This window comes from Sphingobacterium sp. LZ11T8 (assembly GCF_024261425.1).
Taxonomy (GTDB): Bacteria; Bacteroidota; Bacteroidia; order Sphingobacteriales; family Sphingobacteriaceae; genus Sphingobacterium.
Map to the genome: position 1 here is coordinate 273285 of NZ_JANBZY010000007.1, position 17637 is coordinate 290921.

General features: G+C 41.6%; 10 protein-coding genes and 1 rRNA gene. 2 read left to right on the forward strand and 9 right to left on the reverse strand.

Annotation, left to right across the window (positions count from 1 at the left end; genetic code table 11):
- Positions 1-897: a hypothetical protein gene (locus tag NLF99_RS16770; protein WP_254529654.1), complete on the reverse strand. Its 897-nt coding sequence runs from the start codon at positions 895-897 to the stop codon at positions 1-3.
- A 73-nt stretch (positions 898-970) separates the two neighbouring features.
- On the reverse strand, positions 971-1852 hold the full coding sequence (gene lipA / locus NLF99_RS16775) for a lipoyl synthase (RefSeq protein WP_185213281.1): 882 nt from the start codon (positions 1850-1852) through the stop codon (positions 971-973).
- A gap of 142 nt (positions 1853-1994) precedes the next feature.
- Between lipA and NLF99_RS16780 the strand changes: the two genes are divergently transcribed.
- Both NLF99_RS16780 and carB read left to right on the forward strand, forming a co-directional pair.
- The gene (locus NLF99_RS16780; RefSeq protein WP_254529656.1) at positions 1995-4247 is read left to right on the forward strand and encodes a family 20 glycosylhydrolase; all 2253 of its coding nucleotides are present in this window, start codon (positions 1995-1997) and stop codon (positions 4245-4247) included.
- 279 nt (positions 4248-4526) lie between these two features.
- Entirely contained in the window at positions 4527-7346 is a 2820-nt protein-coding gene (gene carB / locus NLF99_RS16785) for a carbamoyl-phosphate synthase large subunit (RefSeq protein ID WP_185217637.1), read from the forward strand.
- A 198-nt stretch (positions 7347-7544) separates the two neighbouring features.
- On the opposite strand, the gene NLF99_RS16790 is transcribed toward carB, so the two are convergent.
- The 7 genes from NLF99_RS16790 to rrf all read right to left on the reverse strand — a co-directional run bounded on the left by NLF99_RS16790 (position 7545) and on the right by rrf (position 17473).
- Positions 7545-8624, reverse strand: coding sequence for a formylglycine-generating enzyme family protein (locus NLF99_RS16790; RefSeq protein WP_254529658.1), 1080 nt, complete (start codon positions 8622-8624; stop codon positions 7545-7547).
- Positions 8625-8766: 142 nt separating this feature from the next.
- Positions 8767-10176, reverse strand: a complete 1410-nt coding sequence (locus NLF99_RS16795; RefSeq protein WP_185213277.1) for a Gfo/Idh/MocA family protein — start codon at positions 10174-10176, stop codon at positions 8767-8769.
- 264 nt (positions 10177-10440) lie between these two features.
- Positions 10441-11745, reverse strand: a complete 1305-nt coding sequence (locus tag NLF99_RS16800) for a TolC family protein (protein ID WP_185213276.1) — start codon at positions 11743-11745, stop codon at positions 10441-10443.
- A gap of 1 nt (position 11746) precedes the next feature.
- A complete protein-coding gene (locus NLF99_RS16805; protein WP_254529660.1) occupies positions 11747-14842 on the reverse strand; it encodes an efflux RND transporter permease subunit in 3096 nt (1031 codons plus the stop codon).
- 10 nt (positions 14843-14852) lie between these two features.
- Positions 14853-15914, reverse strand: coding sequence for an efflux RND transporter periplasmic adaptor subunit (locus tag NLF99_RS16810; protein ID WP_254529662.1), 1062 nt, complete (start codon positions 15912-15914; stop codon positions 14853-14855).
- Between the two features lie 122 nt (positions 15915-16036).
- Positions 16037-16654, reverse strand: coding sequence for a response regulator transcription factor (locus NLF99_RS16815; RefSeq protein ID WP_302328343.1), 618 nt, complete (start codon positions 16652-16654; stop codon positions 16037-16039).
- 707 nt (positions 16655-17361) lie between these two features.
- Positions 17362-17473 (reverse strand): 5S ribosomal RNA (rrf, locus tag NLF99_RS16820).
- Between the last annotated feature and the right edge of the window lie 164 nt (positions 17474-17637).

Sequence of the window (17637 nt, forward strand, 5' to 3'; positions counted from 1 at the left end):
TTATTCCAGCCCATCAAATTCCTTAGGTTTAAAATAGGAAATCAATCCTGCGACTATCAATAGTCCCGGAATTCCTACGATCGCAAACAGGAACAGGAAATACTTAAAATGGTAGATCGATAAGATATCTCGGTCTACATCCTGCCCTCTGTAAATATTGATGTAACCGCTTTTAAAATAATCGTGAACTTGAGCCATCTCCTTAAATACCTCATATTGTTCACCCCTGGGAAATGCTTCAAAATAGTCAAAACCACGCACATTCATTTTCTTGAAATGGGCTATGGATCCTTTAGCAAACTTATCATCTAGGTGCTCATTCAGTTCCTTTCGACTAAATACCTTGCTATAGGCAAAACCCAACCATGCCTTGGCATGCGTTCGGTAGGCATCTGTTTTGGAGAAAATGGGCGCAATAAACAGGATATTGACCTGATGTTTCCCCATACTCAAGAGAGAAGGAGTACTGATGCTGCGGATAGGAATGACGCGCATGCGATCCACATACCAATCCTCTACTTCCAAAAAAACAGGGCTTTCACCGGCCTTCAGGTTATTGATGCTCTTCAGCTGTTGCACCGTAGCGAAATTGTAACGGATACTCTTGGCCAATGCTGGAAATAAGACTGCCGTAAGGATGGGAACAAGCACGAATAAAATCCCAATCGGCACCAGTTTCACGGCATCATTTGATATGTCGGGAAAAATTATGCGAAGGATACGATGGAGAAAGATATAGACAAAAAGGAGGCTCAGAGCAATAGGAAACATCCACAATACCCATTCTGGAAGATTAATATTCCAAAAGCGGACCAGCAGGAAATAGGCTAAACTGGTCAACAAAAGCAATAACAGCTCCAGTAGGAATAAGGGAAGAAATATTCTCTTGAAAAACATATCAAACACTATTGATAAAGGTTAAAAATAATGTATTCCAAAAAAAAACCTTAGAATTCTAAGGATTTAATCTTTATTGCATATCGAAGAGATGTTTTTCAGCATGGTAGGATGATCTTACCAATGGTCCGGATTCTACGTATTTGAATCCCATTTTCAATCCGATTTCTTTATATTTTTCAAATTGTTCAGGGGTTACCCAATCAATAACAGGATGGTGTGCTTTTGTAGGTTGAAGGTATTGTCCGATGGTCAGGATATCGACCCCTACATTGTACAGATCTTGCATAGTTTCGATAACATCCTCTTCGGTTTCACCCAAACCTAACATAATACCTGACTTCGTACGAAGACCTGCTTCGGAGATCCTTCTCAAGCATTCCAATGAACGGTCATATTTAGCTTGGATTCGAACTTCACGGGTCAATCTTCTAACGGTCTCAATATTATGGGACACCACTTCAGGACGAACGGCCAATACGCGGTCTAGGTTTTCCCATTGCCCCTTAAAGTCAGGGATCAAGGTTTCCAAAGTTGTTTCAGGACTTTCCCTACGGATAGCCAAAATTGTCTCAGCCCAGATCTGTGAACCTCCATCCTTCTGGTCATCGCGGTCTACCGAAGTAATAACACAATGCTTAACCTGCATCAATTTGACCGAATTTGCCACACGGTTTGGTTCATCGTGATCTACAGGTAGTGGTCTACCGGTAGCTACGGCGCAGAATGAACACGATCGCGTGCAGATATTTCCTAGGATCATAAAGGTAGCAGTACCTGCTCCCCAACATTCACCCATGTTAGGACAATTTCCACTTTCGCAAATGGTATGCAGCTTATGTTCATCAACCAAACTTCTTACATGTCGGTATTCTTTTCCAACAGGTAGCTTTACGCGCAACCAATCTGGTTTACGTTGAGTCTGGTTTACAGGAATTACAGGAAGTTCAATCATGCAACAAAGTTAATGATATTTACAGTATTTATGTTAAACGAATGTTAGGATAATCTCATAAAAACCATGTCTCTACTTTTATTGTTATCTAAATATTATTTTTTTAGGATATTTGCTAAAAATCAAACCCCTATTCTCCAATATGGTTCATCATCTGCGTAAATTACTCTTTTTGACCTGTTTGTTGCCCTTATGGCTATCTGCCCAAGAACAGGAAATTGCCATAATTCCTCGACCTGTCAAAGTGGTCTCCCAAGAAGGAAATTTCAACCTCGACCACAAACTAGATCTCTACTATACCGAGGAGTTTTCCCAGGTTGCAGATCTGGTCAATGAGATACCAGGCATTCATATTGGAAATTCAGAGTTAGTTAAAAAGATCAAAAAACAGCATAATTCGGGAATTCGCCTGTTTAAGGCGGAAGAATATGACCGTGTTGACCCAAACGGCTACCTCATTGAGGTGGATGAACAGGGTATCCTCATTAAGGCGCATTCCGCTCAAGCGATGATCCCGGGAATCTATAGTCTGGTGCAATTGAGCTATCTGAACGACAGTAAGTCCTTGCCATTTGTACGCATCGAGGATAAGCCAAGGTTTCCCTATAGAGGGATGCACTTGGATGTTTCCCGGAATTTTATGCCCTTTAATTTCCTAAAGAAATACATTGACCTATTGGCGCTTTATAAATTCAATTACTTCCATTGGCACCTAACAGATGGGGCTGGATGGAGATTGGAGATCAAGCAGTACCCAGAATTGACGAAGAAGGCCGCTTGGAGGACGCATACGCTGTGGAAAGATTGGTGGAACAATGGTCGACAATATGTAGACGAAGGTACCCCAAATGCCAGTGGAGGATATTATACGCAAGACCAAGCAAGGGAACTGGTAGCCTATGCCGCTAAGCGGGGCATTACCATTATTCCAGAGATTGAAATGCCAGGACATTCCGAAGAGGTATTAGCCGTTTACCCTGAACTATCCTGTACAGGCCAACCTTATACCCAAGGTGAGTTCTGTTTAGGCAATGAGGACAGCTATAAATTCCTAAAGAATGTTTTGGATGAGGTAATGACCATCTTCCCTTCCCCGTATATCCATATCGGAGGCGATGAGGCTGATAAATCCCATTGGAAAAATTGTCCGAAATGCCAAGCCTTGATGAAGAAGGATAGCCTGAAGTCGGAAGATGAACTACAGTCCTATGCCATCAAGCAAATGGATGAGTACCTGCAATCCAAAGGCAGAAAGCTGATAGGCTGGGATGAGATATTAGAAGGAGGATTGACAGCGGGAGCCACCGTGATGAGCTGGAGAGGTGAAGAAGGCGGGATTAAATCAGCGAATGCTGGGCATGATGTCATCATGACGCCTGGGGCATATTTATATTTTGATGGTTACCAAACCGATCCTAGGACACAGCCTGAAGCCTTGGGTGGATTTTTGCCATTGGAAAAGGTCTATAGCTACAACCCTATCCCGGAAGGGATCCAAGATGATAAGAAAAAGCATATTCTAGGTGCACAAGCGAATGTATGGACGGAACACATCCCAACCTACCAACATGTGGAATACATGGCATTCCCAAGGGCATTAGCGCTATCGGAAGTGGTATGGACCGATAAGGAAAGTAAGTCCTGGCCTGATTTCCAAAAGAGACTGCAACAGCAATATAAGATATTACAGAAATTGGAGGTGAACTATTACCGTCCATCCTATAATGTGATCAATAAGGTAGAATTTGATTCTGTTCATGTCAGGAACACCGTTAGTTTGTCTTCGGAGCAGTTTAAACCAAACATCCGCTATACGATAGATGGGACGGAACCGAGCAAATCATCGACCTTGTACAATCTTCCGATCGAGCTATCGAAATCGGCGGTAATCAAGGCTGCATCCTTTTTGGATTCCGCTAGGGTCAGTCCGGTGGAGACCATAGAACTGGATATACATAAGGCCATTGGAAAAGAAGTGATCTATAAAACGGCTTGGGAAGGATATCCTGCACAGGGCAACAGGACGCTGACCAACGGCATAAAAGGAACATTGACCTACCAGGATGGACAATGGCAGGGATTTACCAAAGGCGTAGATGTGATTGTGGATTTTGAGAGAAGAGAAGAGATAAAATCTGTGGCCTTAAATTTTATGCAAATCCCAGCACCGGGGGTATATTTTCCGGGAGAGTTTACGGTATTGGTTTCGGACAATGGAAAAAGTTACAGAGAATTGGGAACCGTAAAAAATCAGGTAAGCACGACAGACCCGGCATTGAAATTTCAGAAGTTTGAAATCAAGCTGGAAAAGCCGGTCATGGCACGATATATACAGATCAAGGCGACTAACCCGATGAAGGGTTATCTATTCGCCGATGAGATAGTCATTTATTAATGGAAAAAGGGAATTCAGATCATTGAGTTCCCTTTTTTATGGGCGAAACTTTTTCTGAGGATAAGCATAAAGGGTTTAATTGGAGGAAAACGTAATGAATTCCTTAAATAAGCAGCTAGGAAGGTTCAATTTTTTCGATGAAATAATTCGTTCATTATTAAAATAAAAATGTAACTTTGCACTCCGACAAAGCAGTCGGAAAAACACCTCCCATTAAGGCAATCTCTGTCTGCAAACGTCCACTTAATTATTTGTATTTAACAATTGAAATAAAAAATAATGCCTAGAAACACCTCCATCAATTCGGTATTAATCATTGGATCTGGACCTATTGTTATCGGACAAGCCTGTGAGTTTGACTATTCAGGATCACAAGCAGCATTGTCTCTGAAAGAAGAAGGAATCTCTGTATCCATCATTAATTCAAACCCAGCTACAATCATGACCGATAGTGTTGTAGCAGATCACGTTTATTTACTTCCATTAACTTGCGAAAGTATCGAGCAGATCCTTCAAGAACGCCAAATCGATGCTGTACTACCAACTATGGGTGGTCAGACCGCTTTGAACCTATGTATTGAAGCATCCAACCGTGGTATTTGGGACAAATACAATGTTAAAGTGATAGGAGTTGATGTAGCTGCTATCGAGAAAACTGAAAACCGTGAAGAATTCCGCCAATTGATGATCGACATCGGTGTTGGTGTTGCGAACTCTAAGATTGCGAACTCCTTCTTGGAAGGTAAAGAAGCTGCGCAGTTGATCGGATTCCCATTAGTAATTCGCCCTTCTTACACATTGGCTGGAACCGGAGGTGGTTTTGTGCACAAGAAAGAAGAATTTGACGCTGCCTTGAACAGAGGTCTGCATGCATCCCCTACCCATGAGGTATTGGTGGAGCAAGCAGTATTGGGTTGGAAAGAATTTGAATTGGAATTATTACGTGATACAAACGATAACGTAATCATCATCTGTACGATCGAAAACTTTGATCCTATGGGTATCCATACCGGAGACTCCATTACAGTGGCTCCAGGGATGACCCTTTCGGACAAATGTTACCAAGATATGCGTAATCAAGCAATTAAGATGATGCGCTCTATCGGTAACTTCGCCGGTGGTTGTAACGTTCAGTTCTCTGTAAACCCTGAGAACGAAGAGATCATTGCTATCGAGATCAACCCACGTGTTTCCCGTTCATCAGCATTGGCTTCTAAAGCTACAGGTTACCCTATCGCTAAGATCGCTGCGAAATTGGCAATCGGTTATAACTTGGACGAACTTCAGAACCAGATCACTAAAAATACTTCAGCATACTTCGAGCCTACATTGGACTATGTAATCGTTAAGGTTCCACGCTTTAACTTTGACAAGTTTAAAGGTGCCAACAAGGAATTGGGCTTACAGATGAAGGCTGTAGGTGAGGTTATGGCAATCGGCCGTACTTTCATCGAGGCACTTCAAAAAGCGGCTCAATCGCTTGAGACTGGCCGTGCAGGTTTAGGTGCTGATGGTCGCCAATCAAGAAATTTAGAGGAAATCATGCACAGCTTGGAGCATCCAAGTGCTGATCGCCTTTTCCATATCAAAGATGCTTTCGAATTAGGGGTTCCTTTGGAATCTGTTCGTAAAGCGACCTTAATTGACAAATGGTTCTTATTGCAAATTCAAGAGCTTGTTCAATTAGAAGGTGAATTGCGCAGATACCAATTGAACAATATCCCTCGCGATTTCTTCATGACCTTGAAACAAAAAGGTTATTCAGATATACAAATCGCTTGGTTACTAGGGAATACAACAGAAGACGAGGTTTATGCTCGCCGTAAAGAATTGGGTATCCGTCGCGTTTACAAAATGGTTGACACCTGTGCCGCGGAATTCCCTGCACAGACTCCATACTATTACTCTACTTTCGAAGACGAAAACGAGTCGACAGCATCTGACCGCAAAAAGATCATCGTATTAGGTTCAGGACCTAACCGTATCGGTCAAGGTATCGAGTTTGATTACTCATGTGTACACGGTCTATTGGCCGCTAAAGAATCTGGTTACGAAGCAATCATGGTTAACTGTAACCCTGAGACGGTTTCTACAGACTTTAACATGGCTGACAAACTCTACTTCGAGCCTGTATTCTGGGAACACGTTCGTGAAATCATCGAATTGGAGAAACCGGTTGGTGTAATCGTTCAGTTAGGTGGTCAAACTGCCTTGAAAATGGCTGAGCGCCTAGAAGCCGAAGGCGTAAAGATCATCGGAACAAACTTTGCAAACATGGACTTGGCTGAAGACCGTGGAAGTTTCTCGGATCTATTGAAAGATTTAGATATCCCTTATCCAAAATATGGTGTGGCAACTTCTGCAGAGGAAGCGATCAAGGTTGCGAATGAAGTCGGTTACCCAGTATTGGTTCGTCCTTCCTATGTACTAGGTGGACAAGGAATGAGCATCGTGATCAACGATGAAGACTTGGAGAAAGCAGTAGTGAACCTATTAAAAAATCTTCCAGGTAACCATATCCTAATTGACCACTTCTTGGATAGAGCTGAAGAAGCGGAATCAGATTCGATCTGTGACGGTGAAGATGTTCACATCATCGGAATGATGGAGCACATCGAGCCTGCAGGTATCCACTCTGGTGACTCATCAGCAGTATTGCCTCCATTTAGCTTATCAGAAAAGGTTCAGCAGAAAATGGAAGAATATACCATCAAATTAGCGAAAGCATTGAATGTGATCGGTCTATTGAACATCCAATTCGCCATCAAAGATGAGAATGTATTTGTAATCGAGGCAAACCCTCGTGCATCACGTACAGTTCCATTTATCGCGAAAGCTTATGATGTACCTTACATCAATATCGCTACAAAGGTGATGTTGGGCGAGAACAAGTTGAAAGACTTCACGATCGAGCGCAAACTGAATGGATACGCCATCAAAGAGCCTGTATTCTCTTTCTCAAAATTCCCTGAGGTAGACAAGCAATTAGGCCCTGAGATGAAATCTACTGGTGAAGCAATCCGTTTTATCAAAGATCTTAACGATCCACATTTCAGAGAATTGTACAGCAAGAAATCAATGTTCTTGAATGCGCAGTAGCAGTACAGAGTACTAAGTACTAAGTATTTAGTATTTAGTATTTAGTATTTAGTATTTAGTATTTAGTATTTAGTATTTAGTATTTAGTATTTAGTATTTAGATATAAAAAATTCGAAAAGGTCTGAGAATAATTTCTCAGACCTTTTTTAATATTGAAGATGTCTAAATACTAAATACTTTCTACTAAATACTCTCTACTAAATAATACTCTTGACACACCTAAACCCTACATTATTTGTCGGCGAATTGATTTCTCCTTTTCCTCGACTTCCGGCTTTATAGCGCTCGCAATATTGGTCATTGCAAAGGAATGAGCCTCCACGTTGTACGCGTTTGATGGTTCCGGGTTCTTGGGGATCGTAGGAATCTGCTGGTCCTTTGGGGTTATCTTTAGGACTATGTTGGTAGTAATCTGGTCTGTAGAAGTCAGAACACCATTCCCAGACATTACCTTCCATATCGTAAAGGCCAAAGGCATTCGCTGGAAAGGACTTGACTGGTGCCGTAGTTTCGAATCCATCTTCTTTAGAGTTCTTGGTGGGGAATTCACCCTGGTAAATATTCGCTAGCCATTTGCCATCTTCCAACTTCTCAGACCCCCAATAGTAGGTTTCCGCTTGATGTTTACCTGCCTTGGCTGCATATTCCCATTCCGCTTCTGTTGGAAGTCGCTTTCCAGCCCATTTTGCATAGGCTTCTGCATCTTCGTAGGCAAGTTGCGTGACAGGATGGTTCTCCTTTCCTTTAATACTGCTCTTAGGTCCTTCAGGATGGCGCCAATTGGCATCGGGAACATATTCCCACCATTGCAGGTGGTCTTGCAAACCTTGGACTTGTTTTGGAGCCGAGAAGACTGCTGAGCCTGGCACCAATAAAGCTGGGTCTGCTCCAGAGAAATCTTTTGGATCTAATGGCCGCTCCGCTACCGTTACATATCCAGTGGCTTTCACAAATGCTTCAAACTGGGCATTGGTTACCTCATGCACGTCCATATAAAAGCTATTGACCGTAACTTGGTGCAAAGGTTGTGCATCCTGAAAGCTATTGCTTCCCATTTCAAAGGTTCCCCCTTCAATCAAGACCATTTCTGCTTTATCCTCCCCTAGGAGATTATTACCCACGGAATCCTTCTTTAGGTTTGCAAAACGGGAAGGAATGGATGAGGTATGACATACGGCAACCGAATCTGAAAAGACAACCTGTTCTTTATTCTTAGCACCAGATTGGCAAGCAGTGAACAATAAAAGGGAAATAGGAATAGATTTGAAAATGTTCATAGTATAGGATTGAAAGATCTCCTTTTACAAAGATAACAGAGTAATTGAAAAATGAAAACCAAGGACATTCGCTATGGAATCAGAAAGGAATCAAAAAAAGCTGCCTTTTGAGGCAGCTTTAATGAAAATATAGGATTTTTAACTATTTCACATTTAATTGAACATCCTTCGCGTTAACCTTTGGACGGATCTTGGTGTTACCACCACCGTTCAAGGTCATATCATGAGGTTTGTTTGTTTTCCAGTTACCTCTAGTGAAGTCAGGGATGTCCACTGTTCTGCTGTTTTTAGAAACAGATTCAACGCTTAATGGAACGATTGCACTCCATACGGCGCCATCATATACCGTTTGATCAAGAGGAAGACCATTACGCAGACAGTCGATCATTCTCCAGTCCATCATAAAGTCCATACCACCATGGCCACCAACTTCCTTAGCTTGTTCACCAATGAATTTCACTAATTCCGGAGTGTACTGATCGTATAGTTTTTTAAGTTCTTCTGGTTTTACGAAGCTATGTCCGAAAGCGATTCCTTCTTGAGGGTATTTCTGTGCAAAGCCTTTTGTACCACTCAATAAGTGAATACGAGAATAAGGACGAGGTGAAGTAACATCATGTTGAACCATTAATGTTTTACCTTTTTCAGTTTTGATCAAGGTCGTATCCATATTTCCTCTGTATTTCTTACCAACGAATTCTTGGAAGAAATCATCCTTTGCTGCTAATTCTCTAGCTCTGTCAGCCATCATAAAGTCATTTGACTGCATAGCAACGAGGTGGTTCAATTTATCGCCACAGTTGATGTTCATACATTGCGCGATTGGGCCAATACCGTGGGTTGGGTACAAGTTACCGTTCAATTTGATGTTCTCACGCAATCTCCACATGTTTTCATAACCTTTCTTATCGAAGTTCAAGTCCAATAAGTCATGGATATAAGCACCTTCAGCATGTACCAATTCGCCGAATAACCCTTGACGTACCATGTTCAAAGTCAACATTTCGAAGAAGTCATAACAACAGTTCTCCAACATCATACAATGTTTCTTGGTCGCTTCAGAAGTTTTTACAACTTCCCAGATTTCAGAGATCGTCAATCCCATTGGAACCTCTGTTGCAGCGTGTGCACCAGATTTCATTGCTTCAATAGCCATTGGAGCGTGGTATTCCCAAGGAGTTGTGATATATACAAGGTCTAGTTCTTCGTTTTTCAACATGGATTTCCAGCCATCTTCACCTGAATAGGCTTTAGCTTCCTTCAATCCTTTTTTAGTTAAGATAGTTTGAGCCTTGGTCACACGGTCTGCATGCTTATCACATAGTGCTACGATTTCTACACCTTCAATGTATGAAAGACGATCCACGGCGCCAGGACCACGCATACCCAAACCAATTACGGCTACTTTTACTTTATCTATTTTTGGAGCAGCAAATCCAGACATATTAAAGTTGGAGCTTGCAAACACCTCGTTTTGCAAAGAGGGCAATGTAATTGCTGCGCTGGACAACAAACCAGCCTTCTTTAAAAAATCTCTACGGGAGTTATTCATAGTATAAATTTATTATCAAACTAATTTACAAAATAAAGGGGGACATAGTCCCCCTATAAATCACCTATTTTAAAACAAACTAAACAGTCAAATTTTGATTTATCACAAATTAACGAATGGTATAATTTGGTTGAGGGGCTTGATTATCAAACCACTAATACAATGATAATATGATTTTTGATAAAACAAAAACAATTTGACCACGCAAACGTTTGTCCAATTTGCACAACCGTTTGCTTTCTGTCAAAATATTGAGACAAAAGACTATAGATTGATATTTCCGATCATCTCCTTCAGTGCAAGCTCTGAAAGCTTGGCCTGTAACCGAGAAGAATTGAACCTAGATACCGCATTGATAAAGTTTTCCTGTGCATCACGGAATTCTACGGCAGAGATGGTTCCTATCTTATATTTTTCTAAGGTAATATTGAGGTTCTGTCTGGCGATATCGGCGTTATTCTCCTCTAATCGTGCTAAAGACAGGTTTGTTTGATAAGATTCATATGCGGTGGACATGGCTGTCTTGATCAATAGATTCTGCTGATCGATCATCAATCCGGAGTTTTCCAATTGGATCTTGGCAACCCTTTCATTTCTACGTTGGTTAAATCCATCAAAAATATTGATCGAAGCTGTAACACCATAATTAAACCCACGGGAGTTCGAACTGGATACGAAACCTAAACTGGATTCAGATTCTGAAAAATTGTAACCTGTATTCAATCGTACAATGGGATATCGATTGCCCTTGACTCTCTTCACTTCCAATTCAGCCATCCTTTTATTGATGGCTATGATCTGTAGGTCTGGATTGTATTCTTTGGCTTTGTTCAATAACTCATCATAAATCAATGAATCATCGTACTCAACTTCTCTTTCTACATCAAATTCAATATTTAGATCACGCGCCATCAGGCTGTTCAGGTTAATCTTTAAGTTCTTGACTACATTGGCTTGCCTTAGTCTATTTGATTCATCCTCATTGAGGTTCACTTGCACGTTCAATACTTCCAGGCGGGAAGCCTTTCCGATCATGAATCTATTTTCAGCTGTACGCAGGCGTTCCGTGGAGATATTGATACTTGAATCTATGGCATTCAGGAGATTCTGTTGCTCTACAATGGTGTAATAGGTGGAGATAACATCGGAGACCTTAGCCAAGATCGTTTTTTTAAGTTCAAACTCCCCTTGTTTCTGAAGCTCCTTTAATTGGTCATACCTGGAAAACATCGCAAAACCATCAAAGATGGTCCATCCAATGCTAACGCCATAGCTCATATTATTGTTTTTCGCATTCCTCAATGAACGTTGATCTCCATTGGCCTGAACCTGTGAAGAGTTCATGACAGAGTTGTTCTGGGAGAAATTACCTGTAACCGTAGGCAACATACCGGCATTGCCATAGGTCATGTTTTCCTGGGCAACACGCAGGTCATTCTGCGATAGTTTTATTTCAAAGTTATTCTCAAGAGCTATCTGAACAGCATCCTTAGCGGTCAATAGTCCCTGCGCATTCAAATTCACCCCTGCTAAGAGTATCAGACAGCCTAATAAGACAAGTTTCTTCATTTTATTCTTCAATTTCCTCCAGCATTTTAATTTCTTCCAATTCCGGATGTAAGTTCTTCTTCCTTGACATCATCAGGTAAAATGCAGGAATAACAAATAAAGTCAATATCAATGCGAAAATAGTTCCGCCTACGATCACCACCCCCATGCCGATACGGCTGGTTGAAGCTGCCCCTAGGGAAAGCGCAATTGGTAATGCCCCTAAAGCAATGGCTAGTGAAGTCATTAAAATAGGTCTTAACCTCGCTTCTGATGCTGTAACAACGGCATCGTATTTATTATAGCCTTCTTCACGTAGCTGGTTTGCAAATTCCACAATCAAGATACCGTTCTTGGTTACCAAACCAATCAACATGATCGTTCCGATCTGCGAAAAGATATTCCAGGATTGGCCAAAGAGCCAAAGCGAGAACATGGCTCCAGCAACTGCCATCGGAACCGTAATAATGATAATAATAGGGTCAATGAAACTCTCGAATTGGGCAGCTAGGATCAAAAAGATTAGCAATACCGCCAATCCAAAAGCGAACATCGTATTCGAACCACTTTCTACAAAGTCTCTGGACTCACCGCCAAGATCGGTGGTAAAGGTATCATCCAATACCCTTTCCTTGATCGCCTCCATTGCTTCAATCCCATCGCCCATGCTCTTACCTGGTGCAAGCCCCGCCGATACGGTCGCTGCCATATAGCGGTTGTTATGGAACAACTGTGGTGGACTGCTTCTCTCTTCGATCTCCACGATATTATCCAATTGTATCAACTGGCCCTGATTGTTCTTGACAAAAATAGAGGCTAGGTCCATCGGCGTTGAGCGATCCTTACGATCAAACTGCCCCATGACCTGATATTGCTTTCCATTCATCATAAAATAACCGAAGCGCTGTCCCGAAAGCGACATTTGTAAGGTCTGGGCAACATCTAAGACCGATACCCCTAAGGATTGGGCTTTTTCCCGATCAATGCTGACATATACTTCAGGTTTGTTGAACTTTAAATTTACGTCCGTAATGGAAAAAGTATTGTCCTTTGACAATTCATCCATAAATTCCGGAATTTTCTCCTCCAATTTCTGAAAGTTAGGCGCTTGAATAATATATTGAATCGGCAGACCTCCCCTTCTATTGACAGAAATAGTAGGTTGTTGTGATACCGATACACGTCCTTCTGAGTAACCTCTGGTCAACCTAGATAGGTCATCTGCGATCTCTTGTTGCGTCCTTTCCCTTTCACCAGGTTGCACTAATCCAAGGCGGACAAATCCTGAATTGGACGAAGCAGAACCAAATCCTGGGGATGTGATCACCAAACTAACCTTTTTCTCAGGTACTGAATCGTTGATCAACATGGTTAGGTCGGTCATAAATCTATCCATATAATCATAGGACACCCCTTCCGGAGCTGTTGCTCTCAGACTGATGTAACTCCTATCATCATAAGGAGCAGTTTCCTTAGGAAGTAATTGATAGAAGAAATAGATCAATGCAAAACAGGCCAAAATGGTGGCAAAACTAAGCCATTTCATGCTCAGGAAGCTTTTTAGCGAATCGGCATAGCCTGCGTTCATCATTTCAAAATAACGTTCGGTACGCATATAAAACTTCGATCTCTTCTGTTCGCCACCTTTCATGAGGTAGGCATTCAACATCGGTGTCAAGGTCAGGGAAACGAAGGCTGAAATCAATACAGCCGCCCCGATGACGACACCGAATTCCCGGAACAGCCTTCCCACGAACCCCTCTAAAAAGATTACCGGTAAAAACACTGCTGCCAACGTAATAGAAATGGAGATTACCGCAAAGAAGATTTCATTGGAACCTTTGATGGCCGCTTGAATGGGCGACATGCCCTCTTCCACTTTCTTAAAGATGTTTTCTGTGACCACAATACCATCATCCACCACCAGACCGGTAGCCAATACAATGGCCAGCAAGGTCAGCACGTTGATGGAGAAACCACAGAGGTACATAATGAAAAATGTCGCAATCAAAGAAACCGGTATATCGATCAATGGCCTAAATGCAATGGACCAGTTTCGGAAGAACAGATAGATAATCAACACCACCAATACAATAGCGATCAATAGGGTTTCTACCACTTCCAATACCGCTTTCTTGACGAATTGGGTGTTATCTATTGCTATGTTCAATACAAAGCCTTCCGGCAGCTCATTCTGCATACGGTCATATTCCGTATAGAACTGATCTGCAATCTCCAGATAGTTCGTGCCAGGCTGAGGGATTACTGCCAAACTCACCATGGGGAAGCCTGAGTCGGACATCTTCGTCTCAAAGTTTTCAGCTTCCAGTGCGGCCTTACCCACATCCGAAAAGCGAACGATTCGGTTGTTATCTGATCGTATGATGATATTACTGAATTCCTCCTCTGTTGCAAGGTTTCCGATGGTCTTGATTGCCAATTCCGTATTGGCACCGGTCAGTTTGCCCGAAGGCAATTCCACGTTCTGCGTGGTCAAAGCCGTCCTAACATCCAGAACCGTCAGTCCATAGGATGCCAACTTCACAGGATCAATCCAAAGGCGCATAGCAAATTTCTTTTGCCCCCAAATCTGAACCGAACTCACCCCAGGTATTGTCTGTAGCCTTTGTGCGATTACATTTTCGGCATAATCCGAAAGCTCCAATACGTTTTTCGTAGCGCTTTGCATGGTCATCGTCAGGATAGGCTCTGAATCCGCATCAGCTTTGGAAACGACTGGCGGCGCATCTATATCTTGAGGCAAGCTCCGTAATGCCTGCGAAACTTTGTCCCGCACATCATTCGCAGCCTCTTCCAGGTTTTTGCTCAGGTTAAACTCGATAGTGATATTACTGGATCCTTGATTAGAAGAAGAAGAAATATTTCGGATTCCATCAATTGAGTTAATGGATTTTTCCAAGGGTTCCGTAATCTGCGACTCAATGATGTCTGCATTTGCCCCTGCATAGTTTGTCCGCACAGAAATCTGTGCTGGATCAATAGAAGGGAATTCCCGCACACCCAAGAACGTGTATCCAATGATTCCAAAGAGAATCAGGATAAGGTTCATGACTATGGTCAGGACCGGCCGCTTAATACTTATGGTAGATAAACTCATTTCTTATCGATTATTGAAGGTTCACCTGAACTTTAGAGCCATTACGCAAGGACATTACCCCCGAAGTCAGTACCGTATCGCCACCCTGTATTCCTGAAGTAATCAATACGTCTTCATCCGTTCTCGCTCCTGTTTCAACCATGACCTCATTGGCCAGACCATTTTTCATTACAAATAGCTTCTTACCATTTTGAACAGGTATCAAAGCTTCCGCAGGCACCAGCAATCCATTTTCCAATGTTTCCAATGGAAAAATAATATTGGCAAATGTTCCTGGAATGATATGATCTGAACTGTTAGATGTGATTGCTTTTACCAATAATGTCCTTGTGTTGGCTTCTACGGCAGGTTCTGTAGCATAGATCTTCGCTGTAAATTCCCCTTCTACACCTTGGACACTAAATTTTATCTGATTATTGATCCTTACTTTATTGGCATATTTTTCAGGAATTGAAAAAGAAACCTTCAACCTATTGGTATTGACCAATTGGGCAATATTGGTAGTCGGAGTCACATAACTTCCTTTTGAAATATTCCTTAGACCGATCCGACCAGAAAAAGGAGCTCTGATCACCGTCTTGCTCAACTGAGCCTTGATCAATTGGATCTGTGATTGCGCGGTCCTGAAATCGGCACTAGCGATGTCGTACTCCTCCTGAGAGATCGCTTCCTTTTCTAAGAGAAGCTTTGCCCTCCTTTCATTTTCAGCAGCCAGGTTATTGCGGGTCTGGGCCTGAGCCAACTGTGCCTGCAACTCAGCATCATTGATCGTCAATAGAGGTTGTCCTAGAGAAACCCGTCCACCTTCAGTGAAATTGATAGATTCCACGATACCTGAAATCTCGGTATGAAGTTCTATCTGTTCATCAGCTTCAATGGCACCCGATAAAGAAAGGAAATCAGAGAAAGGCTGACCCTGAACAACCGTTCCATATACCTTTACGGAGGAATTGCCCCCTCTAGGTCCTTGTTGAGCAGCTGCTTTCTCTTTGTTTTTGTTGATCCTATAATAGACCATTCCACCAACAACCAGTACCGTTATCAATAATATTATAATGGATTTTCTTTTCATTTCAGGTTAGTTAAAAACTTATCGTTTTCACGTTTTATAAAACTGAAAAATAGAAAAAAAAGGAATAGGATAGTGTAATATTGTTATTATACTATTATTAGCAGAGGATGAACTAAGGATTGCTATACAGAAGGAACCTGCACAGAGCCTACAATATTGAGCTTTTTAAGGATAACATTGATCAATTGCCATAACTTGTCCACAGTGATTTCGAAGGTTTTTGCAATATTATCCAAACTAAATCCCTCTAACAAGCGATGTACAATGTTCAATTCACGTTTAGATAATTTTCTTCTCGATTGAGGAGGTTGTTGAATACCAAAAAATAGAGATTTAGTAAGCTCTGGACTGACATAGGAGGAGCCATTGATGACATCGATGATGATATTCATCATATCCACGGCTTTCGTTCCTTTTTTCACAAAGGCATTCGCACCTGCAAGAAGGCTCTTTCGGACTATTGCCGGATTGTCAACATCGGAAAGCATAAGGATATGTACGTTGGGATAAAGAGCCCTGATCATTGGGATACCTGAAATACCATCAATATCCGGCATCATGATATCCAAGAGGATTACCTCAGGAATATCTGCTGAGGAAGCCTTAGCTTGAAAGTCCAATATGGATTCTGCCTCGATTACAAAATCAAAGTGAACTGAATTTATGTTCAAGAGCTGAAATTTTGTCAAAGTACGACAAAAGACGCTATCGTCAATTATTCCTAATTTAATGCTCTGCATATGTATTAACTTAAATCCACTAAATTGATTTTTGGGCAAATCAATATTAACAACTTATTATCTTTCCTTATAAATATACAATTTGTACGCAAAATCAGAAAGAAACTATATGTAAAAGTAGGAATATTTTTTATGGATTAATTAATTTATAAAAATAAGAGATAATATTTTTCAATAGGGATAAGTGAAATAATTTAGCAAACCATTAGTAAAAATAAGCAAATAATTACATAAAATAAATGTTTAAACTTAAGTCTAAGGTTAAATTTAAGAATCATCGATTGAATTTCAATAAATTTATAGAATTATTGGACCAATCTGCAAGCTGAACTTGAGCTAGATTTAAAAAAACGGTTCAGCAATAACGGAGTCAACTTTTAATTTAAGCAGAAGCTGCCTGAATTCTATGTATATTATATAGGGAAGATATTTATTTAACTATTGAACAAAGAAGAAGGAGCTAAAAAAGATGAGAGAATGGTTTGGTTTGAGATGGAAAAGGATGGGTTTGAACCAGGATTAAATGGATGAGAGGATGGACCAAGAACTGGGAACGGACCAGGATTAATGGGATGGGAGGATATTCCAGGAGCAGGATGGACAATATGGCGACGGAACGGATCCGCGTCCCTACCGGCATACCTTATTACCAATTGCCCCTAAAAACAGAAAGCCCGCTGTCTGCTGACAGCGGGCTCCCGTATAAAATTAGGCACCGACCTACTCTCCCACCTGTTACGGCAATACCATCGGCTCTGGCGGGCTTAACTTCTCTGTTCGGAATGGGAAGAGGTGGACACCGCCGATATAGGCACCTGAATACCTTTTTGTACATGCCCCTCATCTAGGGGACGGTACATTGACATGTTATTGGAAGAAAAGATCAGAAAAAGAGAGAGGACAACAGGTCTATCCGCATTGGAAAGCTTCGGGCTATTAGTACCACTCGGCTTTGGTCTCTCAACCTTTACACCTGTGGCCTA

Coding starts and splice junctions, on each gene's coding strand:
- carB (WP_185217637.1), top strand. CDS start 4,527: ATGCCTAGAAACACCTCCATCAATTCGGTATTAATCATTGGATCTGGA.
- NLF99_RS16800 (WP_185213276.1), bottom strand. CDS start 11,745: ATGAAGAAACTTGTCTTATTAGGCTGTCTGATACTCTTAGCAGGGGTG.
- NLF99_RS16790 (WP_254529658.1), bottom strand. CDS start 8,624: ATGAACATTTTCAAATCTATTCCTATTTCCCTTTTATTGTTCACTGCT.
- NLF99_RS16795 (WP_185213277.1), bottom strand. CDS start 10,176: ATGAATAACTCCCGTAGAGATTTTTTAAAGAAGGCTGGTTTGTTGTCC.
- NLF99_RS16810 (WP_254529662.1), bottom strand. CDS start 15,914: ATGAAAAGAAAATCCATTATAATATTATTGATAACGGTACTGGTTGTT.
- lipA (WP_185213281.1), bottom strand. CDS start 1,852: ATGATTGAACTTCCTGTAATTCCTGTAAACCAGACTCAACGTAAACCA.
- NLF99_RS16805 (WP_254529660.1), bottom strand. CDS start 14,842: ATGAGTTTATCTACCATAAGTATTAAGCGGCCGGTCCTGACCATAGTC.
- NLF99_RS16780 (WP_254529656.1), top strand. CDS start 1,995: ATGGTTCATCATCTGCGTAAATTACTCTTTTTGACCTGTTTGTTGCCC.
- NLF99_RS16770 (WP_254529654.1), bottom strand. CDS start 897: ATGTTTTTCAAGAGAATATTTCTTCCCTTATTCCTACTGGAGCTGTTA.
- NLF99_RS16815 (WP_302328343.1), bottom strand. CDS start 16,654: ATGCAGAGCATTAAATTAGGAATAATTGACGATAGCGTCTTTTGTCGT.